We start from the raw sequence: 23,629 nt of genomic DNA, 5'->3' as shown, positions 1-23,629 counted from the left end.
CGCTTTAGCTGGTGTTGAGATTCCTGAGGAGGAGACCATGCACGTCAGCTACCTCGCTTACCTGGCCTTCCAGCAGAAGAAGCGCCGGGAGCGTCAGCCGCGAGTTCCCCGTAAGCCGTCGCGAGCCGAATGACCCCCTCGGCCAGCTCGGCCCGATGGGACGCGGCCGTGTGGGTGAGCCGCAACCAGGGCCCCGGCGGCTCGGCGGCGTGATAGATCCGCCCGGGGCTGACCAGCACGCCGGCTCGCTGGGCACGTTCGACGAGCGCCGCTTCGTCGAGGGCGGGCGGGAGCCGTGCCCACACGTGCAGCCCTCCCTTCGGCACCAGGTCCGCGCGCACGTCGGGCAGATGCCGCCGCAGGCTCTCCATCAGGATCCCCCGCCTCTCCTCGATCTCCCCGGCGACGGCGGCCCGGTGCCGCCGCCAGGCCGGGGCCGACACGAACTCCAGCGCCGTCTCCTGGAGCGGCCGGGCGACGAAGAACGACTCGACGATCTGCGCGGCCCGCAGCCGCGCGGCGGCCGGCCCCCTGGCGACGAGCCCGGCGACCCGGAGACTGGGCGCGGTGATCTTGCTGAGCGACAACACGTGCACGACCGTGCCGTGCGTGTCGAGCGCCACCAGCGGAGGCGGCGGGGGAGTGGCGGTGAGATAGCGGGCGAAGTCGTCCTCCACGACGAAGGCGCCCGCGGCCCGCGCGATGTCGAGCACCTGCCGCCGCCGCTCCAGTGACTGTGTCGCCCCCGTCGGGTTCTGCAGCGTCGGCTGGCAGTAGAAGACCCTGGCCCTGGTCCGCGCGAACGCCTCCGCGAGCTGGTCGGGCCGCACCCCGCCCTCGTCGGCCGGCACCGGCACCACCCGCAGCCCGGCCGCCCGCGCGGTCGCCAGCGCCCCCGGATAGGTCGGCGTCTCCACCAGCAGCGGATCGCCCGGCGCGGCCAGCCCCCGGAAGGCGTGGGTCAGCGCGGCCTGCCCGCCGCTGACGATCAGCACGTCGTTCTGCGTCGTCTCCGTCTCGCCGGCGAACCAGGTGCGCAACTCGGGCACCCCCGCGCGCGGCGGCATCGACCACGCGTCGGGCCGCTTCACTGCCCTGATCGCGGCCGCGCCGAGTTCCTTGGTCGGCCGCAGCACCGGGTTGAGATAGCCGCCGGTGAGCGGGATCACCCCCTCCTCCGGCTGCTGGAGGATCGACGTCAGCGGCGCCTCGTCGACGACCCGCTCGCCCAGGGCGACCGTCTGCCAGGAGGGATCGGTCTCCCGGGGACGCGGCGGCGCGGCGACGAACGCGCCCGCGCCCGGCCGGGTGGTGACCACCCCTTCGGCGACCAGCCGCGCGACGGCCCTGGAGACGGTGACGGGCGAGACGCCGTGAGCCTGGACGATCTCCCGGCTGGAGGGAAGCCGGTCGCCCGGCCGCAGGCAGGCGGCCCGGGCTTTCAGGCTGTCGGCGAGACGAGCGACACTGCTATCGTCGTTCATGAGAGACCAGAGTAGCGCTACCACTCGTGATCAGGTAGTTAGTAGCGCATCGATTGGCCGTCCTGATAGCGCCGCAGCGCAGGCCCGTCTCGGCACGGCGCTCGCCGCCGTCGGCGTCCTCGCCTTCTCCGGCTCGATGCCGGCCACCGTGTACGCCATGCGCGGCCTCGACCCCTTCCTGGTCGCCATCGGCCGTGCCGTGCTCGCCCTGGCCGTGGCCGTCGGCTTCCTCCTGATCGCGCGTGCCCCGCTGCTGCCGCCCCGCCGCGACCTCGGGTCGTACGCCGTCATCGCCCTCGGCGTGGTCTTCGGCTTCCCCGTCTTCAGCGGCCTCGCCCTGTACGGCGGCGCGTCCACCTCCCACTCGGCGGTCGTCATCGGCCTGCTCCCGGCCGCCACCGCGGTCTTCGCCGTGTTGCGCGCGGGGGAACGCCCCCGGGCCGCCTTCTGGCTCGCCTGCGGCCTGGGGGCGCTGTCGATCACCGTGTTCACCCTGTCCCGGGGCGGCGGCCACGTGACCACGGCCGACCTGCTGCTCGTCCTGGCCCTCGGCTCTGCCGCCGTCGGCTACACCGAGGGGGCCCGGCTGACCCGGACCACCCCCGGCTGGCGCGTCATCTCCTACGCGCTCGTCGTGGCCGCCCCCCTGACGGTTCCGCTGACCGTCTGGCTCGCCCTCACGACCGGGCCGGCGTTCACGGCCGAGTCGGTCGCGGGCTTCCTGTACACCGGTCTCGTGTCCATGTACCTCGGCTTCATCCCCTGGTACGCGGGCCTCGCCCGGGGCGGCATCGCGCGAGCGGGCCAGACCCAGCTCGCGCAGCCGCTGCTGACACTGACGTGGGCGGTCCTCCTCCTCGGCGAGCCGTTCGACCCGTGGACGATCGTGGCGGCCATGGCGGTGCTCGTCTGCGTGGCCGCCACCCAGCGCACCCGGGCGAACGCTATTCCAGCGTGAACGTGGCGCTGCCGCGGAAGGCGGCGGTGCCGTCGTTCTGCTCGACCCAGACCAGGCCCGACCGGTGGCGCAGGAAGTAGCCGGGGAAGTTGACCGACTCGTACGAGACGCCGCTGCCGGTCAGCCCGGTGCGGCGGTGGAACGAGGCGTCGGAGCGGAACAGGGCCGAGTTGTCGTTGCGCTCGACCCAGCCCTCGTGGTTGCGGTGCCGCAGGAAGTAGCCCGGGAAGTTGGTCGACTCCAGCGACACCGTGCCCGCCCCGGTCAGACCGGTGACCTGCCGGAACTGGCTGTCGGCCAGAGGCGTGACGCCGGCCTCCAACCGGGCGCGGTACTCCCAGTGCCGGATCGCGTGGTCACCCGACATGAGCCGCACCGGGGTCGCGCCGTCGGGCACGGGCATGCCGAAGTCGGGCGTGCCGTCGGCCCGCCAGTAGATCTTCTGCACCCGCGTCCGCCGGTTCGGGTCGTTGAGCGGGTCGCCGGAGATGTTCTGGTACGACCGGTCGTGGTAGACGAGCAGGTCGCTCTGGCCGTCCTCCGAGACCGTGAAGGAGTTGTGGCCGGGGCCGAACTGGCTCGTCGCGGAGCTGGAGACGAAGACCGGGTTGGCGCTCTTGGTCCACGACGCGGCGTTGAGCGGATCGGCCGACGCCGAGGCGGTCAGCAGGCCGAGGCAGTAGTTCGCGTCCGTGGCGCTGGCCGAATAGGTCATGAACAACCGCCCGTTGCGCTGGATCACCGACGGCCCCTCGGCCACCCGGTAGCCCCTGGTCTCCCAGGCCAGGGTGGGGATGGTCAGGCGGGTGGTGGTCCCGGTGATCTGCCACGGGTTGGCGCCCATGCGGGCGATGTACAGGTTGGAGTTGGTCGAGACGCCCGGCTCCTGCTGCGCCCAGATCAGGTAGCGGACGCCGTTGTGGACGAACGTCGAGGCGTCCAGCGAGAAGGTGTCCCACGGGGTGACGATGCGTCCGCGCTCGGTCCACGTGCCGGTCAGGGGGTTGGCCGAACCGCTCTCCAGGACGTACATGCGGATGCGCCACACGTCGTCGGCGCGGCCGGCGGCGAAGTAGACGTACCAGCGGCCGTCGATGAAGTGGATCTCGGGCGCCCAGATGTGCGCGCCCATCTCGCCCGAGGTGTGCCTGCGCCAGATGACGGTCTCCGGGGCGGTGGCCAGGCCCTGGATCGTGGTCGCGCGGCGGAGCACGATGCGGTCGTACTCGGGCACCGTGGCGGTGAAGTAGTAGTAGCCGTCGGTGTGCCGGAAGATGTGCGGGTCGGCGCGCTGCGCCGCGATGGGGTTGGCGTACTGCACGGCCGGACTGGCCTGCGCCGGCAGCGGTGTCAGCACGAGCAGCGTCGCCACGACGACGACCAGGCGTAACAGGCGCATCGGGGTCCTCTCAGGCGAGCGGGGCGGTCACGGTGAAGGCGGTGCCGGTCGGGTCGAGACGCAGGCTGCCGTTCAGGAACTTCCCGGGCAGGTTGTACGACTCCAGCAACGCCCCCCGGGCGCAGAAGGTGGCGTCGCCGCGGAAGATCGCCGACCCGTCGTTGCGCTGCAGCACGAGCCGCATGTCGTAGTGGCGCAGGTAGTAGCCGGGGAAGTTGACCGCCTGGAACGAGTAGCACCCGGAGTGGGCCAGCCCCGCGCCGATCGTGAACGTCGCGTCCTGCCGCGCCAGGAGCGGGCTGGACGAGCTCACGTTCTCCAGATAGGCCTGGTAGTCGCGGTGCCGCACGTACAGCGACCCGGCCCGCAGGGACCGGTTGCCGGTCGGCAGCGCCGTGGTGTCACCGGAGTCCTCCCGGATCACGGTGAAGTGCCGGGCCGTGCCCGACAAGCCGGAGAGCTCGGTCCGGCCCGAGAAACTCCACAGGTCGGAGCTGTCGGCGTAGTAGTACCGCCCGCCCGAGTAGTTGTCGAAATAGAGCCGCCACCGGTTGTCCGGAAGCCGCACGAGCGCGGGCCCTTCGAGCCCCGACCCCCAGCCCGCCCAGTTGCCCGTGCCGACGAACGTCCAGGGCCCGTTGAGGCTGGTGGCGGTGGCATGCTCGATGTACTTGGTCGTCTCGTTCTTCAGGAAGTTGTGGTACGTCCCCCCGACCTTGACCAGGAAACTGTCGATGTAGTTGGCCGGAATGCCGAGCGGCGTCGCCGCCGACCACGCCGAGAGCGAGGAGTCGGTGGCCGTGATCCGATAGGGCCGGAACTGCCCCGCCGTGCCGGTCGTCGACGCCGAGAAGACGACGTGCACGCTGCCGTCGGAGTCGCGGAACCACTCGGGCGCCCACGTGCTGCCCGTGGAGCCGTTCAGCCCGACGGCGACGTTGCGCTGGAACGTCCAGGTGACGGCGTCGGCACTTCGGGCGAACCCGATCGTGTTGCCGGTCCAGCCGGTCGTGTAGACGAGGTGGTAGAAGCCGTCGCTGTGCTTGATGACGCTCGGGTCGCGGATCAGGCCGGACGGGGGCGTGTAGGCGTTGGCCCTGATCAGGTTGTAGTTCGTGGCGTTGCTGGAGTCGTAGACGTACATGTTCGACTCGCTGGCGTTGGTGAACGCCGTCATGAGGTAGTGCGGGGCGGGGCCGGCGGCGTTGGCGGGGGCGGGGTGGATCAGGACGGCGACGAGGATGAGGAGGAGGGGGAGCGGCACTCTTCTGAGCATGGGGAGGTGTCCATCTGTTATCGCTAACATCGGGACTCATGGCTAACCCCGGGACATGGGCCTGTCAACGGGGTGGGTGTATCGGCGCAGGTGGCATGGGGGGTGGCTGTGAAACTTTCGGGCCTGCTGCGCGAGGAACCGGATTCGCGGGCTCTTTCGCCTCCATGTTGACGGAAATCGCGCCGCGAATCATGGGACCGGTGCCGGCCTGGGCAGGCGGTGGATCCGCCCGCCCAGGCTTCCCAGGCTGAAGCGACTCCTTGTCACAGTCCGTTCTGGCGAGACGCCGGAGTCGAGCGTTTCGGCTTGGGCCACTTCTCACGGGCCGTCGCGTACGTCCCCCGGTAGGGCACCGTGAACACGTAACCCTGTTTCCGCAGGGTCGCGATCGCCTGGCGCACGGTCGCCTTGGCCACGCCGTGTTCGGCCATCAGGACCTTCTCGCTCGGCAGGGCGCGGTTGGCCGGGAACTCGCCCGAGCGGATCTTCTCCGCCAGGACTTTGGCGATCTGCTGGTAGACGGGGAGTTCCGATCGCGGGGTGTCGGGCGTGCCCACGAAGGTGCCCTCTCCCTGGATCGTGTAGGCGAGGCCCTGGTCACGCAGCTCGCGTGCCACCCGGCGGGCGGTCATGCGGGCGACGTTGTATTCGGCTTCGAGTTCGGCCTCGCTGGGGATGGCGTCGCCGGGGCTCAGCTCGCCCTCGGCGATCTTCCGCCGGAGCTCCTCGGCTATCTGCTTGTAGACCGGCACGGGTCCCTCTCGGTCGAGCATCTTCGTATCGTAGACCAAACAGTACGTATACCCAGAAACCAGACACTTGCTGAGTCTCTATAGACGGCGACTAGACCTATAGGTAGATTGAGGGTCAACAAACGCGACGCCACTTGGTGTCGGTGACCACAAGGTGATCGAGGAAGGTGAGGCCAACGATGTCGGAAGCGTTTCGCAGATGGTCGGTCGAGGTCACGTCGGCGGGGCTGGGCTCGGTGGAGCCGCTCGGATGGTTGTGCGCGACCCCGAACGCCGCCCCTCCCGAGGTGAGCACCGCCGTGATCACATCGCGGACGGGCAACGAGGTGTGGTCGCTCCCGCCCTCGGTGACCACGAGCTGGCGCAACACCCCGCCGCCGGCGTCGCAGACGACCAGGACCAGGCGCTCCTTCGTCTGCTCCCGCAGGAACGGGGCGACCAGGGCGGCGAGGTCGGCCGAGGAGGTGATGCGCAATGGGCCGGGGCCGCTTTGCGAGCGACGTACAAGATGAAAGGCGGCGGCGACCCGGGCGGCCTTGGCGGGCCCGACCCCCGGAACGCTGAGCAGCCGATGTGGCTCCGAGCGCGAAAGTTCCCCGAGATCGCCGCAGTGGGAGATCACCTGCGAGGCGAGCTCGACGGCGCTCATGCCGCGGCTGCCTGATCCGAGGAGTATGGCCAGTAATTCCCGGTCGGCCAGGGCGTTGCCTCCTTTCTCGAGCAAACGCTCACGTGGCTGATCGCCAGCCGCCATGTCCTTGACCCGCAACCCCATGGGGCACGTTTTACCATCACCCACCGACGTTCTTTCGGTGCCCGCATTTGTCCATCCGATTTGGGGCTGAAAGTGTTTTATGTCCCAGGCATGGTTGTGACGCGATTTCCCTGATTAGAACGGAATTGTTCTACCAGGACGTCCTGTTGCCTCGTTCGCGAGAGTATGTCTGCGTCGCTCCCGTCTGGGCGTTTATGTACTGTTCTCTGGCTGTTCCTGTATGACCTGTCGTGCGCCGGCGTTGAGGGCGTGTGAATGCTCTCCGTAGGGCTGAATTGACCGCCGTCCCGCTATGGGGGGATCTGGTCGGGTCTCGAGCAACAGGTCTGTTTGACCACTTTGACCGCCACAGAGAATGGTCGCCGCCTTGGGTTCCCCTGCCCGCTTCGGATGATCGAACGACGGCACCGCACTTCATCGAATCGCCCCTGGTCTTCATGAGCTATCCGAACAAAGCGGCCAACCACCTGCGCCGAATCGCCTTCAAGCACTCGCCGCCCCACATCGCCCCCACCGGTGGAGCGGCGAGCGGCCGGTCGCTGGAACGAACGAGGGAGAGTTCCAGCGACCGGCACCCTCTTGCGACGTCGGCACAGGCTCAGTTCCGCTCTACCGGTGCCGACATCCGAGGAAGTCCCACAGGCGCTCACCACCTGCCTGCCTTGCCAGGTGGTGAGGGGCCGGCCGCTGGAACGCGTCGGCGCTTCCAGCGGCCGGTTGACCTCCGTTCGTGAAGTCTGAGCTTGAACGTGGATAGCTGCGGTCCCCGAAGAGCGCACAGCTGGCGAAAGATGAGTCTCCGCGTCGCGGCCACCCCGTGCCCCGAAACGCCGACGTGGCATCCGCGTGTGGCTCGCGGTGCGCTGATCCCAGAAGCACTTCTTGTACGTCTGCTACGAACCCGATGCCCCATGAGTCTCTCGCTGCTCGCGATCCGGTGCGCTTGAGCGGCGAGGGGGCCGGTCGCTGGTGCCTATCGGGAGGCGCCGGCGACCGGCCGCATCCGCACGTCGCTTACCGGCTGGCCCATCTGGGCGCGAAATGGGTGTCGTGAGGACTCGTTGTGTGGCAGTGAGTAGCGGTGAGCCGGTCAGGGTGCCCGTCGCCGGCCCGAAAGTCAGGGCGAGGGCTGGAGTCGGTAGTTGTCGTCGCAAGTTCCCGGCCCTATTTGACCAAGGGCGAGCTTGCGGCTTTGTCGTGCTGCGCTCGGCCTGCGCCGGGCGACCATGCCGTGTCGCCCCATTAGGCGCTCGGCGACGGCCTATGGGCAGGTGCCCTATAGGCACATGCGCATGTGCTTGACGAGACAACGTGTGTTCCTGCTTTGCCTCAGGGGCCGGTGACAACCGCGATCCCAAGGACAGGACATGCCGAATCCTCGAAACGCCCACACCACACGACAAGTCGCGGGAACCCCGCCGAAGAGAGGTTCCCGCGACCCGGAAGTGCACCTGCAAGAGAAGCCCGTTGGAGGGAGGGCCTCAGCGGTTGATCTGGTCTCCGTAGGGAGCGGGGAGGGTGTAGACGAGACGGAACTGGTCGCACGGGATGATCACGTCGCTGGTCTCCACGGGTTTGTCGCCCGCCCAGTGGGTGCGTTCCACGTGGAGCACGTGGACGCCTGCCGGGAGGTCCAGGACGTCGCTTTCCACGGGCTGGGGGACCCGCGCGTACACGTGTTCGGTCACCTCGGTCAGCTTCAGGCCGTTTCCGCCGAGGCGGTGGGCGACTTGAGTGACGTCGTCGGTGCCGTCGTTGTAGACGATGGGTTCGTACGACACCGCGAGCTGCACGGGTTTGCCGTCGCTGCGATAGACGATGCGCGTTCTCGTGACGGGGGACTGGGCGGCGATGCGCAGGCGTACGGCGATGTCGGGCCTGGCCTCGGCGGAATCGGTCTTGACGTCACACGTCGGGCGGCGCCCGACGGCGTGCATGTCGGTCGAGAAGTGGGCCTGGGCACGGTGGAGCGGGAGCAGGTCCGGTCGTTGACGGACCCGATGGCCCGACCCGACGCGGCCGATGATCAACCCTTCTTGGGCCAGCACTCGAAGCGCGTGGCGAGCGGCGGTTTCGCCGACGCCGTACTTCCGGGTGATCTGGTGCCGTGAGGGAATCGGCGCTCCGGGTTGCAACAGGCCCTCCGTTATCTGACGGCGGAGGTCTTCGACAACACGCAGGTAAACCGGATCGGAGTTGGCCACTTATCCATCCTTGGACTGTAAAGCGTTAATTCCGATCCTCCCGTATCCGATGCACAACCCAGAGTAATGGCCATCAGTTGTGATTCCAACTTTACTCTTGACCTGTGGAGGATCCTGTCGTGGATCGTCATACTTTGTCCCTGCCTGGACGAGCTTCGATGTCGGCCGTGGCCAGGCTATTCGTCCGCCGCTACCTCGATGGGCACCCACTTGCCCATGATGCCGAGGTCGTCGTTTCCGAGTTCTTCTCGAATGCCATTCGTTATAGCAGAAGCCCTAATGGGGGTATCGTCCGCGTATGCGTTATTAAGCTGGAACGCTCCATTCGTATAGAAGTGACGGATCCTGGGGGCGGGGCGACCGTGCCCGGCGAGAAACGCCCGTCGCCCGGCGACGAGCACGGCCGGGGCCTCGGGATCGTCCGCGCGATGGCCACGGCGTGGGGACACGAGGGTCTGGGAGACGTGTACGTCACCTCGTGGGCCCAGCTCGACGATCCCGGGGCCCGGCTCCGTTCCCTCCCGGAGATCGGGCCCGGCTGGTGTCCGTCCCCATCGGCGCCACTTGGCGACCTGCCGCTGACCGCGATGGGGCCGCCCTCCCCGGGAGGCCTGGAGAGGGAGGGCATGGGCGGGCTGCCGCTACGAGAGCCGTAGGGCCGGCCGCTAAGCGGGCTTCCACTACGAGAGCCGTGGTGTCGGCCGCCCCGGTCACGCCAGACGGCGATCTGCTAGGCGGGCTTCCACTGCGAGAGCCGTTGGGGCATGTCCGCATTCAGCGCGCCGGGGGCGGATTTTCGGACTCTCGTCACGGTGATTACGGCCATGCGATCCGGGGCTGCTCAGCTCAGGGCGGGAAGGGTTTCGCCCGTCTCCAGGTAGGTCTTCAGGTTCGACAGGATGGCCGGCCACCCCTGCCCGATCTCGGGGAGGATCGCCGAGCCCTCCATGAAGTCGTCATGGATCACCGTCAGTTTCACCAGCTCGCCCATCGGCTCCAGGGTGAACGTCACCTTCGAGCGCGGCTCGGCCCGCCATTCCGCCAGTCTCTCCCCGGTCAGGTCGACGGCCGCCGCGAACTCGTCGGTCAGTGTGTGCCAGGTGTAGGAGAGCCGCTCGTGGGGCTTGGACTCCAGCACCACCTGGTGCGCGGGGTCGTCCATGCGCACCTCGCCCATGCCCCACGTCACCGGCGCCCCCACCTCCCACGTCGACTCCAGTGACACGCCCCAGTAGCGGCGGGTGAACTCCGGTGTGGTCAGGGCCTCCCAGAGGCGTTCGGGGGTCGTCTTGATGTAGGTCGTGTAGGCGAACTCGGTCGTGGTCATGGGCCGGTGCTCCAATGCGGTCTTGAGGTCGGCCAGGGCGCTCGCCCTGGCCCTCGCGTATCGGCCGAGCCAGCGGTCGGCGATCGCGTTGATCGGTTCGGCGTTCAGGTAGTGGAGTTTTTCGCGGCCGCGCCGGGTCGTGGTGATCAGGCCGGCCGACTCCAGGACGGCCAGATGTTTGCTCACCGACTGCCGGGCCATCGCCAGGCCGTCACACAACTGACGCAGAGTCTGGCCGTTGGCGGCGTTCAGCCGGTCGAGCAGCTCGCGGCGGCTGGGGTCGGCCAGCGCCCGGAAAACCTCGTCGTCCACGCCACCGCACGATAGGCAGCCAAATGGCTGCATGTCAACGCGGGAAAATAAGTTCCAAGAGTCTGTAACGCGGCCGTAAGACGGGTCGATTGAGGGATAGAGGCCGCTGATGTGTGTACCCCCGAGCACATATCGGCGGCCTCTTTCGTGCCCGGCGGCCCACGCCGTTGTCCACAGGCGGGGTGGCGGGGTCCACCGTTTGGGCGGATCCGGGTACCGTTCGGTCTATGGCATCGCCAACTGGAACCTCTGACGCCCCCTTCGGCCGCATGCTGACCGCGATGGTGACCCCTTTCACCGTCGACGGAGCCGTCGACTACGACGCGGCGCAGCGCCTGGCCGGCTTCCTCGTCGACGAGCAGCGCAATGACGGCCTGGTCGTGAGCGGGACCACGGGTGAGAGCCCCACGACCACCGACGAGGAGAAAGAGCTCCTCGTCCGCGCCGTGGTCGAGGCCGTCGGAGACCGGGCCTTCGTGATCGCGGGGGTCGGCACCTACGACACCGCCCACAGCGTGAAGGCGGCGAAGGCGGCCGAGCGGGCCGGGGCCCATGGCCTGCTGGCGGTCACGCCTTATTACAGCCGTCCCCCGCAGGAGGGGGTCTACCGCCACTTCGCGGCGATCGCCGACGCGACCGAGTTGCCGGTGATGCTCTACGACATCCCCGGGCGGTCCGTCATCCCGATCGCGCGTGAGACGCTGATCCGGCTGGCGCAGCATCCGCGGATCGTCGCGGTCAAGGATGCCAAGGGAGACTTCCACACCACGTCCGAGGTCATGCTCGCGACCGACCTGGCCGTCTACTCGGGCGACGACGCGGTCAACCTGCCGTGGTTGTCGGTCGGCGCGGCCGGGTTCGTGAGCGTGATCGGTCACGTAGCGGGGGCCGACCTCGCTGAGATGATCAAGCGGTTTCGCCAGGGTGACGTCGCGGGGGCCCGCGAGATCCACCTGCGCCTGACCCCCGTCATTTCGGGGATCATGAACCAGGCCGGTGGGGCGATCATGGCGAAGGCCGCACTGAGACTTGTCGGCCAGGAAGCCGGTCCGAGCCGGCTGCCGCTGGTCGAGGCAACACCTGAACAGATCGCGCTGCTCCGCGCCGACCTCGTCGCGGGCGGCCTGAAGGTCATAGGAGATTGAGTGCTGCTGGCTACACCCCATGATCACGGGGTGCGCGCATGAGTCATCCCCATCCGGAACTCGGCCCGCCTCCGCCGCTACCCGAAGGAGGCCTGCGGATCGTCGCCCTGGGCGGGCTCGGGGAGATCGGCCGCAACATGGCGGTCTTCGAATACGAAGGCCGGTTGCTGATCGTCGACTGCGGGGTGCTGTTCCCTGAAGTCGACCAGCCCGGAGTCGACCTGATCCTGCCCGACTTCGAATACATCCGCGACCGGCTCGACCAGGTCGAGGCCGTCGTGCTGACCCATGCCCACGAAGACCACATCGGCGCGGTGCCCTACCTGCTGCGCGAGCGGCGCGACATCCCGCTCGTCGGGGCGAAGCTGACCCTCGGGCTGATCGAGGCCAAGCTCACCGAGCACCGCATCCAGCCGGTCACGGTCGAGGTCGTCGAGGGGGAGCGGCGCCGGTTCGGGCCGTTCGAGCTCGAGTTCTTCGCGGTCAACCACTCGATCCCCGACGCGCTCGCGGTCGCCGTGCGGACCCCCGCCGGCATCGTGCTGCACACCGGCGACTTCAAGATGGACCAGCTCCCGATGGACGGCCGGCTGACCGACCTGGGCGGGTTCGCCCGGCTCGGCGCCGAGGGCGTCGACCTGCTGATGTCCGACTCGACCAACGCCGAGGTGCCCGGGTTCGTCACCAGCGAGCGCGACATCGCACCGGTGATCGACGACGTGATCCGGGTGGCCGACAAGCGCATCATCGTGGCGTGCTTCGCGTCCCACATCCACCGCGTGCAGCAGGTCGTCGACTCGGCCCAGAAGCACGGCCGCAAGATCGCCCTCATCGGGCGGTCGATGGTCCGCAACATGGGCGTGGCGCGTGAGCTCGGCTATCTCAAGGTGCCGGCCGGGATCCTGGTCGACTCGCGCGAGATCGAGGAGTGGCCGCCGGAAGACGTCGTGCTCATCTGCACCGGTTCGCAGGGTGAGCCGATGGCGGCGCTGTCGCGCATGGCCAACCGCGACCACCCGATCCGCATCGCCGAGGGCGACACGGTGCTGCTGGCGTCGTCGCTGGTGCCCGGCAACGAGACGGCGGTCAACAAGGTCATCAACGGGCTGACCCGGTGGGGCGCGAAGGTCGTCCACAAGGGCAACGCGCTGGTCCACGTGTCGGGTCACGCCGCCGCCGGGGAACTGCTCTACGTCCTCAACGCCACCAAACCGTCCAACTTCATGCCGGTCCACGGCGAGTGGCGGCACCTGCGGGCCCACGCGCGGCTCGCGCGGCTCACCGGGGTGCCCGAGGAGAACGTCGTCATCGCCGAAGACGGGGTCGTGGTCGACCTGGTCGACGGGCAGGCGAAGGTGGTCGGCGCGGTCCCGGCCGGCTACGTCTTCGTCGACGGCACCTCGGTCGGCGACATCACCGAGGTGGCGCTGAAAGACCGGCGCATCCTGGGTGACGAGGGCTTCATCTCGATCGTGGTGGTCGTCGACTCGACCACCGGCCGCCTCACGGGCGGCCCCGAGATCACGGCGCGCGGATCGGGCATCGACCCCGACTCGCTCGACGCGGTGATCCCCCAGATCGAGAAGGCGCTCCAGGAAACGGCCGCGGCGGGAGTGGCCGACGTGCTGCAGATCCGCCGCGTCGTCCGCCGCACGGTCGGCCGCTGGGTGAGCGACACCTACCGCCGCCGGCCGATGATCATCCCGGTGGTCGTCGAGGCCTGACCCCGCGAAGGCCCTTCCCTCTGGGGAAGGGCCTTTCTCCTGCTCCGTTACGGCTCCGCCCACCCCGGCACCGCCCGCCGCTCCGCGCTCCCGCCGTATCCGGCGCCAACCGGCCGCTCAGGCCGGCCTCGCGACGACCTGAGTCTGGCGATCGATTCGGGCCCGGTTCAGGGCGGTTACCCGCAGAACGGAGCGACTCGGCCGACGTGTCAGCCGACGGGCTCCTCGACCCGGCCGGCGTCGTCGAGGATGACCTCGGGGATCTCCTTCGGGGTGCCGCGCAGCGCCCAGAGGCAGGCTCCGGCCAGGACGATCATCGAGACCGCGCCGACCACCAGGGTCGAGTGCATCGAGTCGACGAAGGTGCGCTGGGCGGCCTCCAGGAGCTGGGCGCCGAGCGGGGCGGGGAGCTGGGAGGCCACGTGCACGGCCCCGCCCAGCGACTCGCCGGCCACGTCGGCCGCCTCGGCCGGGATCCCGGTGGGCACGGTCAGGTTCCCGGTGTAGAGGCCGCCCAGGACGCTGCCCAGGACGGCGATGCCGAGCGCGCCGCCGACCTCGGTCGCGGTCTCGGAGATCGCGGAGGCGGCGCCGGCGCGTTCCCGGGGGACCGAGGCGATGATCGTGTCGTTGGTCACGGCGAAGGTGAAGCCCATGCCGAGACCGGCGACGATCATCGGGAGCAACATGAAGCCGTAGCTGGTGTCGACGTCGATCAGGCCGTAGAGGAAGAAGCCGACCGAGGTCAGGAACAGGCCCAGCGCGACCGTCTTGGCCCGGCCGATCGCCATGATCAGGGTGCCGGCCAGACCGCCGGCGATGGCGGCGCCGACGCCGCCCGGCAGGCCCGCCAGGCCCGCGATCAGGGGAGACCAGCCCCGCACGAGCTGGAAGTACTGGGCGAAGGCCACCGAGATCGACAACGTGCCGAAGATGACCGCCACGTTGGCGCCGACGGCCCCGGAGAAGGCGCGCAGCCGGAACAGCCGCACGTCGATCAGGGGCTCGGCCAGCCGGGTCTGCCGGCGCACGAACACGACCATGGTGATCAGGCTGAGCGCGGTGGAGATCCAGACCGCGGGCTCGGCGAGGCCGTCGTGGGCGGCGACCTTGAAGGCGTACACGAAGGAGACGACGCCGACGATCGACAGCGGGACGCTGACGACGTCGAGGCGGCCGGGGTTCGGGTTGCGCGACTCCGGCAGGACGATCGAGCCGACCACGACGAGCACGAGCGTGATGGGGACGTTGATCAGGAACACCGAACCCCACCAGAAGTGGTCGAGCAGGGCGCCGCCGACCACCGGGCCGATGGCGAAACCGAGGGCCGAGACGCTGCTCCAGATGCCGACGGCGGCGGTGCGCTCCTTCGGATCGGTGAAGACGTTCCGGATGATCGACAAGGTCGACGGCATGATCGTCGCCCCGGCCACGCCCAGCAGCGCCCGTGCGGCGATCAGCAACTCGGGGGTGGGCGCGTAGGCGGTCAGCGCGGATGCGGCGCCGAACGCGACCGTGCCGATCAGCAGGAGCTTCTTGCGTCCTATGCGGTCGCCGATGTTGCCGAAGGTGATCAGCAGACCGGCCAGGGCGAAGCCGTAGACGTCCAGGATCCAGAGCAGTTGGGTCGCGGACGGGGTCATGTCCTCGACCAGCTTGGGCGTGGCCAGGTGGAGAACGGTGACGTCAAGGGCGAGCAGCAGCATGGCGAGGCACGAGATGACCAGCGTGCCCCACTTCTTCCCAGCGGCGGCGGGGGTGGTGGAAGTCATGACCCCAGGTTGGGCCGGGCCGCTGACCTGCGGCTGACCACCCGCTGACGCGGCTGACGGGCCGCTGACCGCTCGCTGACGTCGGCTCAGGCGGGCGGGGACAGTTCCAGGACGACCGGGATGAGCCGGTCTTTCGGCATCTCCAGGCCGCGCGCGTGGGCGGCGGCGTAGGTCGCCTCGCCGAGGACGGCCCGGCAGCGGGCGGCCAGGCGGGTCGGGTCGGGTTCGTCGCTGGGCAGGCCCTCGCGCAGGGCCGTGCTGATGCCGAGGAGGGCCGCCGCGCCCGCCGGGTCGTCGCGGAGGAAGACCGCGCCGGCCAGGCCCTCGGTCACGCGGGCGGCCTGGAGGCGGTTGCGCTGGACGTACACCGACGACAGGGCCTGGCGGTGGTGGTGTTCGGTGCGGTCGGGGTCGCCTTCGGCGTAGGCGATCCAGCCCAGGGTGAGGTTGGCGGCGACGCGGATCTCGTCGAGGCTGAACCAGTCGCCGCCGGACTCGGCCAGGACCTGTTCGGCCAGTTGGCGGGCCTCGGCGAGGGAACCGTGGAGGCGGGCCAGGTCGGCCAGGCCGATGCGGGCCCGGCCGATCATCTCGACCGCGCCGGCCTCGCGGGCCAGTTCGGCGGCGCGGGAGAAGTCGGCGTGGATCGCGGCGTGCAGGGCCGGGCCGGACCGTTCGGAGAGCACGAGCCGGTTCTGGGCCCGGCGGCACAGCAGCTCGGCGATGTCGACGGTGGTGCCGAGCTTCTGGAGCAGGTCGAGGGCCCGGTCGACGAGGTCGAGGGCCTCGGCACGGCGGCCGGTCCATTCGGCGACCTCGGCCAGGCCGGTCGTCGCCATCGACATGCCCCAGCGGTCGCCGATCGTGGTGAAGCCGGCCAGGGCTGGGGCGAGGTTCTCCTCGGCCCGCACGTGGTCGCCCTCGAACAGGGCCAGCAGGCCCCAGCCGAACCGCGACAGGGAGCGGGTCCACGGGTCGAGCTCGAAGGTGGCCTGGAGGGCGATCAGGTCGTCGGCCAGCGCCGGGTCGGGCGGGCCGACGGCCTGCGACCAGAGCACCCACAACAGCGGTTGCCGGTTCGGCGCCCGGAAGCCGTCGAGCCACTCGGCGACGCGGTCGAGCTGGGCGCGCAGCCCGGGGTCGGCGACGCCGCCGACGACGGCGCTCAGCACGCACACCGCGAACTCCTCGGACATCTCCGGCCGCGGGCCGAGCCGGGCCAGCAGCTCGGTGGCGGAGCTGATCGACTCGCTGCGCAGGCCGCGCAGCCACCAGTAGCCGGTCAGGCCGGAGTAGAGCAGCAGCGCGTCGGCGGGGTCGGCGTGGCGGAGGGCGGCCAGCATGTTCTCGTGGTCGGCGTCCATGCGGCGCAACCATTCGAGCTGGTCGCCCGTGCGCAGGTGGGGGTCGGCGGCCAGCGCGAAGTCGCGGAAAAAGGCGGCGTGGGCCTGCCGGAACCGCTCCGCTTCACCCGCTTCGGCGAGCTGTTCGGCGCAGAACGCCCGGATGGTGTCGAGCATGCGGTAGTGGGTGCCGGCGACCTCGATGAGCGACTTGTCGGCCAGCCCGGCGAGCAGGTCGAGCACGTCGTGCCGGGGCAGCCCGCAGACCTCCTGCGCGGCCTTGAGCGTCGCGCCGCCGCGGAAGACGGTCAGGCGGCGGGCGAGCACACGTTCGTCGTCGTCGAGCAGGTCCCAGCTCCAGGCGATCACCGCGCGCAGGGTGCGGTGTCGCGGTTCGGCGGTACGGCTCCCGCGCGCCAGCACCGCGAACGGGTCGGTGGCGTCGGCGATGTCGGTCACCGGGAGCGTGCGGACCCTGGCCGCGGCGAGTTCGATCGCGAGCGGCAGCCCGTCGAGGGCGCGGCAGATCCTGATGACGGCGTCGAGCTCGGCGGGCTGGGCCGACTCCCAGAAGCCCGGTCGCACGGCGGCGGCGCGGTCGGCGAACAGGCGTACCGAAGGGTAGGAGAGGGCGTCGGCGGGATCGATCCCCGACGGCGGGAGGGCCAGCGGCGGGATCGGGCACAACCGCTCGGCGGCGATGGCGAGGGGCTCGCGGCTGGTGGCCATGATCCGCAGCCTCGGGCAGGCGGACAGCAGACGTCCGGCGAAGCCGGCGGCGGCCTCGACGAGGTGCTCGCAGTTGTCGAGCACGATGAGCATCGGGCGGTCGCCGATCCCGGCGGCGATGCGGTCGACCGGGTCGGCGACGGGCTGGGCGCCCTGCCCGAGCAGCCGTCCTTCCCGCAGCCCGAGGGTGCTGAGCACGGCCTGGGGGATCTCGGCGGCGTCGGCCAGCGGGGCGAGTTCGACGAAGTAGACGGGGGAGCCGGCGGTGGCGCACGCCTCGGCGGCCACCCGCGTCTTGCCGGTGCCGCCGGGGCCGGTCAGGGTGACCAGCCGGGCGGTGGACATCATCTCCCGGACGGCCGCGAGTTCGTTCTCCCGGCCGACCAGCGCGGTGAACTGGACGGGGACCCCGACACGCTCGGGCGCCGTGGCGTGAGGGGCCGGTCCCGGCTCGGCGGGGCGTGGATCGTCGGCCGCCGGGACCTCGCCCCGCAAGACCGCCAGGTAGGCCGCCGTCAGCTCCTCGGACGGGGTCGTGCCGAGTTCCTCGTCGAGGAGGCGGCGGGCCTCCTCGTACGCGCTCAGCGCCTCGGCGGGGCGGCCCGTGGCGGCCAGGAGCCTGATGTGGCGGGCGCGCAGGCCCTCGTGGAGGGGGTGGCGGGTGATCATCTCGGGCAGGCCGGGGACGGCGCCGGTCCCGGTCAGCAGGGCCGGGGTGACCGGCTCGGTGTCGATCAGGCCCAGGTAGGCCGTCAGGTGGAGTTCGGTCAGGCGGGCGGCGGCGCCGCGCAGGGTCTCGGGGAGGCCGTCGAGGGCGGGGCCGCGCCAGAGCGCCAGCGCCTCGGCGAAGCGGTGCTCGGCCGTGAGGCGTTCGAAGCGGTGGGCGTCGACGTCGCCGGGGTCGGTGTCGAGGCGGTAGCCCGCGGAGGTGTGGGCGATGTGCCCGCCCAGGGCGGTGCGGAGCCGGCTGACCTGGGCCTGGAGGGCGTTGGCGGCCCCGGCGGGGGGCGTGGCGCCGTAGAGGACGTCGATGAGCCGGGCGGTGGGCACGACCTTGCCCGCGTCGAGGGCGAGGGCGGCGAGGAGGGTGCGTCCGCGCGGGCCGGTGAGCTCGACGGGGGTGCCGTCGTCGCGGCGCACGTCGAGGGGGCCCAGAATGGCGAAACGCATACCTCCGATTCTGGCGCACCTTCGGTTAGGGTCGGATGACGTGACGGACCTGGCGATCGTTTACCGCAAGTACGACGAATCCCTCCACTGGAACTTCCCCGGCGTCCTCCTCGGCGAAGACGAGCACGGCGTCTGGACCGGCCACCGGAAAGGGATCGCGGCCCGCAAGGGGCACGAGCCGAAGTTCGTCTACGAGTTCCCGTTCGTCATGCTGTTCCCGCGGCACGCCTGGTGGACGGCCTCGTTCAACGCCCACCCCCACGAGACCGAGGTCTACGTCGACGTGACGACCGTCCCGGTCGTCTCCGACGTCGACATCACGATGATCGACCTCGACCTCGACGTGATCCGCAAGACCGACGGCCGGATCTTCCTCGACGACGCCGACGAGTTCCAGGAGCACCGGGTGCGGTTCGGCTATCCGCCCGACGTCGTCGCGCAGGCCGAACAGACCGCCGAATGGCTGATGGACGCGGTCACCGAGAGGCGGGAGCCTTTCGGGCGCGTCCATCGGGGCTGGCTCGACAAGCTGGAAGGGCTCGTCACACGCTGACGAGCGCCTCGTCTTCGGCGGCCGGCGTGTTCATGGCCGGGAGGTGCCGGAAGGCCACGCCGACCAGCACGGCCAGGGCGGCGAAGACCACGGTGCCGGTCGCGGCCACCACGACCAGGCCCGAGGTGAAGGCCGCGCGGGCCGCCTCCAGCAGGTGCTCGCCGGCCGTCCCGCCGATCCGCTGCGCGGCGATCGCCGCCTCGGTGATGCCCTGGCGGGCCTGCTCGTCGGAGACGGTGATCGACGAACGGTAGACGTAGGTCGCCAGGCTGCCCAGGGTGGCGATGCCCATGGCGACGCCGAACTCGCCGCCGGTCTCCGACAGGGACGCCGCGGAACCGGCCTTCTCCGGCGGGGCCGAAGCCATGATCAGGTTCATCGTCAGGGCCATCGTGGGGGCGATGCCGATCCCGGCCAGCGACAGGCCCACGACCACGGTCGCCACGCTGGTCTGCGTCTGCACGAACATGCCGGCGGCCGCCACCACGAGCCCGGCCGCCATCAGGTGGGCCGGCCGGATGCGGGCGGCCAGGCGGGGGGCGACCGTCATGCCGGCGGCCATCGCGACGGCCTGCGGGATCATCCACAACCCGGCCTCAAGCGGCGACAGCCCGGCGACGCTCTGCAGGTAGAGCGAGGTGACGAGGGTGATGCCGGCCATCACCACGCCCAGGGTGAGCGAGGTGCCGAGCGCGCTGCCGAACGAGCGGTTCAGGAAGAGCTTCAGGTCGAGCAGCGGGCTGGTGAGGCGGGCCTGGCGGCGTACGAAGACGAATCCCGCCAGGAGCCCCGCGGCGACCGCGGCGAGGGATCCGGCGGCCACGCCGGTCCGGGCGATCTCCTTCAGGCCGAAGACGACCGGGAGGATCGCGGCCAGCGAGAGGGCGACGCTGGCCAGGTCGAGGCGGCCCGCCTGCGGGGCGCGGTGCTCGGGCAGCAGGACCGGGCCGACCACCAGCAGCAGGGCCATCACCGGCACGCCGAGCAGGAACGCCGACCCCCACCAGAAGTGGTTCAGCAGCGCGCCGCCGACCAGCGGGCCGAGGGTCATGCCGCCCATGAAGCAGGAGAACCAGACGCCGATCGCGGTGGCCATCTCCTTGGGATCGCGGAACATGTTCCTGATCAGCGCCATCGTCGACGGCATCAGCGTCGCCCCGGCCACGCCGAGCAGCGCGCGGGCCGCGATGAGCATCCCGGGGCTGCTCGCGTAGGCGGCGGCCACCGAGCAGAGCCCGAAGGCCGCCGCGCCGATCAGCAGCAGCCTGCGGCGGCCGATCCGGTCGCCGAGTGTGCCCATGGTGACCAGGAACCCGGCCAGCATGAACGAGTAGACGTCCAGGATCCAGAGCTGCTCGGTGCCGGTCGCCCCGAGGTCGCGGCTGAGGTGGGGCAGTGCCAGGTAGAGCACGCTGACGTCGAGTGACATCAGCAGGGTGGGCAGGGCCAGGACCGTCAGGCCGAGCCATTCGCGGCGGGTCGCCTTCATCGGGGGTCTCCTTCGTGTCGTCTACTCTCCCGACGAACACCCCTCCGCCGAATCGACAACCTCGGCGAGACGGATTTCCAGGAATTCCCTCTCGGCGTCGTTGTCGGCCAGCGCGATGGCCGCGCGGTAGGCGTCGGCGGCCTGGCCGAAGCGCGACAGGCGGCGCAGCAGGTCGGCCCGGACCGCCGGAAGGTAGTGGTATCCGGCCAGCCGGTCGTCGGTGGCGAGCAGGTCGACCTCCTCCAGCGCCTTCTCCGGGCCGTCGGCCATGGCGACGGCGACCGCCCGGTTCAGGGCCACCACGGGGGAGGGCCAGATCCCGAGCAGGACGTCGTACAGGGCGACCACCTGTCTCCAGTCGGTCGCGGCGGTGCTCGGGGCGACGGCGTGCAGTGAGGCGATGGCCGCCTGGACGGCGTACCGCCCCACCCGGCCGGTCCGGAAGGCGGCCACGGCGAGGTCGCGGCCCTCGGCGATGGCGGCCCGGTCCCACAACGAGCGGTCCTGGTCCTCCAGGAGCACCAGTCTGCCCTCGGCGTCGGTGCGCGCCGCCCGACGGGCGTCGGTGAGCAGCAGCAGCGCCAGCAGCCCGCGCACCTCCGGCTCGTCGGGCATGAGGGCCAGCAGCATGCGGGTCAGCGCGACGGCGCGGTCGACCAGGTCGGCGCGGACCAGGTCGCCGCCCGAGGGGGCGGTGTGGCCGGTCGTGTAGAGGAGGTGGATCACCGACAGCACGGCGTCGAGCCGTTCGGGCAGGTCGGCCGCGCCGGGCACCCGGTAGGGGATGCGGGCCGCGGCGATCTTCTTCTTGGCCCGGGTCAGCCGGGCGGCCATGGTGGGTTCGGACACCAGGAAGGCGCGGGAGATGTCGGGCGTGGCGACGCCGCACACCAGCCGCAGGGTCAGCGCCACCTGGGCCTCGCGGGCCAGCGCCGGGTGGCAGCAGGTGAAGATCAGGCGGAGCCGGTCGTCGGGGATCTCGTCCGTTTCGTCGGTCAGGTTCATTTCCGCGTCCGGTTCGACGAGCAGGGGCATCTTCGCGCGGAAGACCTTGTCCCTGCGGAGCAGGTCGAGCGCCTTGCGTTTTGCCGTCTGGGTCAGCCAGGCGCCGGGTTTCCTCGGGACGCCGTCACGCGCCCAGGCGTCCAGGGCGGCGATGTAGGCGTCCTGGACGCATTCCTCGGCGAGGTCGAAGTCGCCGGTGACGCGCGCCGTCGCGGCGAGCACGAAGGCCCACTCGCGACGGTGCGCGTCGGCGACCGCCTCTTCGACGTCGGTCACTCTTCACTCGGCGGGCGGGGCGAACAGCGGGCGGACTTCCACCCCGCCGTCGATGCACGCCGGGTTGGCCTTGGCGACGGCGAGGGCCACGTCGAGGTCGGGGGCCTCCAGGACCAAGAACCCGGCCACGACCTCCTTGGCCTCGGTGAACGGGCCGTCGGTGACGACGTCGCCCCGGATCGAGGTGGCGGTGGTGCTGGGCTGCAGCGCGAAGCCGGTGACGATGACGCCGCCCAGTTCGGCCACCTTCTGGCCGTAGCCTTCCAGGAGGGCCACGTAGTCGGGAGTGAGGTCCATCGGGTCGGCCGGAGCGGGCGAGTGGATGATGACGGCGTACTGCGGCATGGGAGTCTCCTTGATCGTTTTTGGTCACCTTCGCCTATCCGACGACCGGGGGTTCGCGGAATCGACAACCCGTCCCGAAGATTTTTCCGGCTCCCTGCATAAAAACGTCACATAGTACAAACCGGAGGGATTTCGATGATCAACGAAGCCGCCCGCGCCGGAGAGGTCTGGCGCACGCGCCCGGCCGCCGAGCGGGCCGACGTGCTCGACCGGGTCGCCGACGCCCTGCTGGCCGCCGAAGACGACCTGTGGCCGGTGGCGGCCGAGGAGACCTCGCTCGGCGAGGTGCGGCTCCGCGGCGAGATCGCCCGCTCGGCGATCCAGTTCCGGCTGTTCGCCGGGGTCCTGCGCGACGGCGGGCACGTGGAGGCGATCATCGACCACGCCGATTCGTCGGCCACCCCGCCCAAGCCCGACGTGCGGCGCATGTTCCAGCCGGTGCCGGGCGTCGTCGCGGTGTTCGCCGCCTCCAACTTCCCGTTCGCGTTCTCGGTCGCCGGCGGCGACGTGGCCTCCGCCCTGGCGGCGGGCTGCGCGGTCGTGGTGAAGGCCCACCCCGGGCACCCGGTGTTGTCGCGGAAGGTCGCCGAGGTGATCCGCGCCGCCCTGCCCGACCCCGAACTGCTCGGGCTGGTCGAGGGGTTCGACGCCGGCCGGGAACTCGTGCGGCACCCCCTCGTGTCGGCGGTCGGGTTCACCGGCTCGCTGCGCGGCGGGAAGGCGATCCGGGCGCTGATCGACGAGCGGCCCGACCCGATCCCGTTCTACGGCGAACTGGGCAGCGTGAACCCGGTCGTCGTGCTGCCGTCGGCCCTGTCCGACCCGGTGCGTGTCGCCGAGGGCTTCGCCGCCTCCCTCACCCTCGGGGTCGGGCAGTTCTGCACCAACCCCGGCCTGCTGTTCGTGCCCGACGACGCCGAGCTCCTGAAGGCCCTCACGGCCGCCGTCTCGGCCACCACCGGCGGCCCGATGCTCACCCCCGCCATCTGCGAGGGCTTCGAGTCGGGCGTCTCCCGGCTCGACGAGCGCCTGACCGAGCTGGCCCGCGGCCTGGCCGGCCCGGCCGAGGGCGCCGTCGCGCCGCGGGTCCACACCGCCGACCTGACCACCTTCTCGATGGGCCTGCCGGAGCTCGCCGAGGAGACGTTCGGGCCGTCGGCGATCGTGGTGACCTACAAGGAGGTCTCCGACCTCCCCGAGGTGCTCCGCAACCTGCCCGGCTCGCTGACCGCCACCGTCCACTCGGCCGACCCGGTCGAGGCCGCCCCGCTGGTGCCCGAGCTCGCCCGGCTGGCCGGCCGCGTCATCTGGAACGGCTGGCCGACCGGCGTCGCCGTGACGTGGGCCATGCACCACGGCGGGCCGTGGCCCGCCAGCACCACGCCGATGCACACGTCGGTGGGCGCGACGGCGATCCGGCGCTGGCAGACCCCGGTCGCCTACCAGGACCTGCCCGACGCGCTGCTGCCCCTCGAACTGCGCGAGGACAACCCGCTGGGCATCCCGCGCCGGGTCGACGGGGTCCTGTCGGCCGGATAGGGCATGCCCGTGGCGGTTCCACGCCTCCCGCAAGTCGAGGCGTGGAACCGCC

18 protein-coding genes are annotated in these 23,629 nt (G+C 70.6%); 6 read left to right on the top strand and 12 right to left on the bottom strand.

The features are described from left to right. Positions 1 to 44: 44 nt before the first annotated feature. Positions 45 to 1,484 (bottom strand): aminotransferase-like domain-containing protein, encoded by a 1,440-nt coding sequence (locus tag AW273_RS12135; RefSeq protein WP_062348269.1) that lies wholly within the window; start codon positions 1,482 to 1,484, stop codon positions 45 to 47. On the opposite strand from AW273_RS12135, the gene AW273_RS12130 reads away from it, so the two are divergent. Next, positions 1,483 to 2,442 carry a DMT family transporter gene (locus AW273_RS12130; protein ID WP_083949698.1) on the top strand — a complete coding sequence of 320 codons (960 nt, stop codon included), beginning with the start codon at positions 1,483 to 1,485 and terminating at the stop codon, positions 2,440 to 2,442. The two genes, AW273_RS12135 and AW273_RS12130, sit on opposite strands and share 2 nt — an antisense overlap. Here AW273_RS12130 and AW273_RS12125 read toward each other — a convergent pair. From AW273_RS12125 to AW273_RS12105, 5 genes are all read right to left on the bottom strand, one after another. Continuing rightward, on the bottom strand, positions 2,429 to 3,841 hold the full coding sequence (locus AW273_RS12125) for a family 43 glycosylhydrolase (RefSeq protein ID WP_083949697.1): 1,413 nt from the start codon (positions 3,839 to 3,841) through the stop codon (positions 2,429 to 2,431). The genes AW273_RS12130 and AW273_RS12125 overlap by 14 nt on opposite strands. A gap of 10 nt (positions 3,842 to 3,851) precedes the next feature. Then, complete coding sequence (locus tag AW273_RS12120; protein ID WP_198168118.1) at positions 3,852 to 5,105, bottom strand: glycoside hydrolase family 43 protein; 1,254 nt, start codon at positions 5,103 to 5,105, stop codon at positions 3,852 to 3,854. 275 nt (positions 5,106 to 5,380) lie between these two features. Continuing rightward, entirely contained in the window at positions 5,381 to 5,890 is a 510-nt protein-coding gene (locus AW273_RS12115) for a GntR family transcriptional regulator (RefSeq protein ID WP_062348264.1), read from the bottom strand. A gap of 94 nt (positions 5,891 to 5,984) precedes the next feature. Beyond that, the gene (locus AW273_RS12110) at positions 5,985 to 6,644 is read right to left on the bottom strand and encodes a JAB domain-containing protein (protein WP_232327320.1); all 660 of its coding nucleotides are present in this window, start codon (positions 6,642 to 6,644) and stop codon (positions 5,985 to 5,987) included. Positions 6,645 to 8,125: 1,481 nt separating this feature from the next. Beyond that, complete coding sequence (locus AW273_RS12105) at positions 8,126 to 8,848, bottom strand: GntR family transcriptional regulator (RefSeq protein WP_062348262.1); 723 nt, start codon at positions 8,846 to 8,848, stop codon at positions 8,126 to 8,128. Positions 8,849 to 9,006: 158 nt separating this feature from the next. Between AW273_RS12105 and AW273_RS36170 the strand changes: the two genes are divergently transcribed. Then, positions 9,007 to 9,504, top strand: a complete 498-nt coding sequence (locus AW273_RS36170) for an ATP-binding protein (protein ID WP_083949696.1) — start codon at positions 9,007 to 9,009, stop codon at positions 9,502 to 9,504. Positions 9,505 to 9,689: 185 nt separating this feature from the next. Here AW273_RS36170 and AW273_RS12095 read toward each other — a convergent pair whose 3' ends face one another. After that, complete coding sequence (locus tag AW273_RS12095) at positions 9,690 to 10,487, bottom strand: ArsR/SmtB family transcription factor (protein ID WP_232327316.1); 798 nt, start codon at positions 10,485 to 10,487, stop codon at positions 9,690 to 9,692. Positions 10,488 to 10,714: 227 nt separating this feature from the next. Between AW273_RS12095 and dapA the strand changes: the two genes are divergently transcribed. Both dapA and AW273_RS12085 read left to right on the top strand, forming a co-directional pair. Beyond that, positions 10,715 to 11,632 carry a 4-hydroxy-tetrahydrodipicolinate synthase gene (gene dapA / locus AW273_RS12090; protein WP_083949695.1) on the top strand — a complete coding sequence of 306 codons (918 nt, stop codon included), beginning with the start codon at positions 10,715 to 10,717 and terminating at the stop codon, positions 11,630 to 11,632. Positions 11,633 to 11,670: 38 nt separating this feature from the next. Further along, the gene (locus tag AW273_RS12085; RefSeq protein ID WP_062348254.1) at positions 11,671 to 13,356 is read left to right on the top strand and encodes a ribonuclease J; all 1,686 of its coding nucleotides are present in this window, start codon (positions 11,671 to 11,673) and stop codon (positions 13,354 to 13,356) included. Positions 13,357 to 13,565: 209 nt separating this feature from the next. On the opposite strand, the gene AW273_RS12080 is transcribed toward AW273_RS12085, so the two are convergent. Both AW273_RS12080 and AW273_RS12075 read right to left on the bottom strand, forming a co-directional pair. Next, entirely contained in the window at positions 13,566 to 15,128 is a 1,563-nt protein-coding gene (locus tag AW273_RS12080; RefSeq protein ID WP_062348252.1) for a DHA2 family efflux MFS transporter permease subunit, read from the bottom strand. 86 nt (positions 15,129 to 15,214) lie between these two features. Further along, the gene (locus tag AW273_RS12075; protein WP_062348250.1) at positions 15,215 to 18,370 is read right to left on the bottom strand and encodes an ATP-binding protein; all 3,156 of its coding nucleotides are present in this window, start codon (positions 18,368 to 18,370) and stop codon (positions 15,215 to 15,217) included. A gap of 40 nt (positions 18,371 to 18,410) precedes the next feature. Here AW273_RS12075 and AW273_RS12070 point away from each other — a divergent pair, with 40 nt between their 5' ends. Then, positions 18,411 to 18,923 (top strand): DUF402 domain-containing protein, encoded by a 513-nt coding sequence (locus AW273_RS12070; protein ID WP_062348248.1) that lies wholly within the window; start codon positions 18,411 to 18,413, stop codon positions 18,921 to 18,923. Here AW273_RS12070 and AW273_RS12065 read toward each other — a convergent pair. From AW273_RS12065 to AW273_RS12055, 3 genes are read right to left on the bottom strand one after another with little or no spacing between them, the layout of a single operon-like run. Next, positions 18,913 to 20,412 carry an MFS transporter gene (locus AW273_RS12065; RefSeq protein ID WP_062348246.1) on the bottom strand — a complete coding sequence of 500 codons (1,500 nt, stop codon included), beginning with the start codon at positions 20,410 to 20,412 and terminating at the stop codon, positions 18,913 to 18,915. The genes AW273_RS12070 and AW273_RS12065 overlap by 11 nt on opposite strands. Positions 20,413 to 20,433: 21 nt before the next feature. Beyond that, positions 20,434 to 21,693, bottom strand: coding sequence for an RNA polymerase sigma factor (locus AW273_RS12060; protein WP_157555728.1), 1,260 nt, complete (start codon positions 21,691 to 21,693; stop codon positions 20,434 to 20,436). Positions 21,694 to 21,696: 3 nt separating this feature from the next. Then, positions 21,697 to 22,038 carry a YciI family protein gene (locus AW273_RS12055; protein ID WP_062348244.1) on the bottom strand — a complete coding sequence of 114 codons (342 nt, stop codon included), beginning with the start codon at positions 22,036 to 22,038 and terminating at the stop codon, positions 21,697 to 21,699. A 135-nt stretch (positions 22,039 to 22,173) separates the two neighbouring features. Here AW273_RS12055 and AW273_RS12050 point away from each other — a divergent pair, with 135 nt between their 5' ends. After that, positions 22,174 to 23,577 carry an aldehyde dehydrogenase (NADP(+)) gene (locus AW273_RS12050; RefSeq protein WP_062348242.1) on the top strand — a complete coding sequence of 468 codons (1,404 nt, stop codon included), beginning with the start codon at positions 22,174 to 22,176 and terminating at the stop codon, positions 23,575 to 23,577. The last annotated feature ends 52 nt before the right edge of the window (positions 23,578 to 23,629 follow it).

The sequence above is a fragment of the Herbidospora yilanensis genome, from assembly GCF_001570565.1.
Classification (GTDB): domain Bacteria; phylum Actinomycetota; class Actinomycetes; order Streptosporangiales; family Streptosporangiaceae; genus Herbidospora; species Herbidospora yilanensis.
The sequence above is the reverse complement of the archived record's forward strand: the minus strand, read 5'-3'. Positions and strand labels throughout refer to the sequence as shown.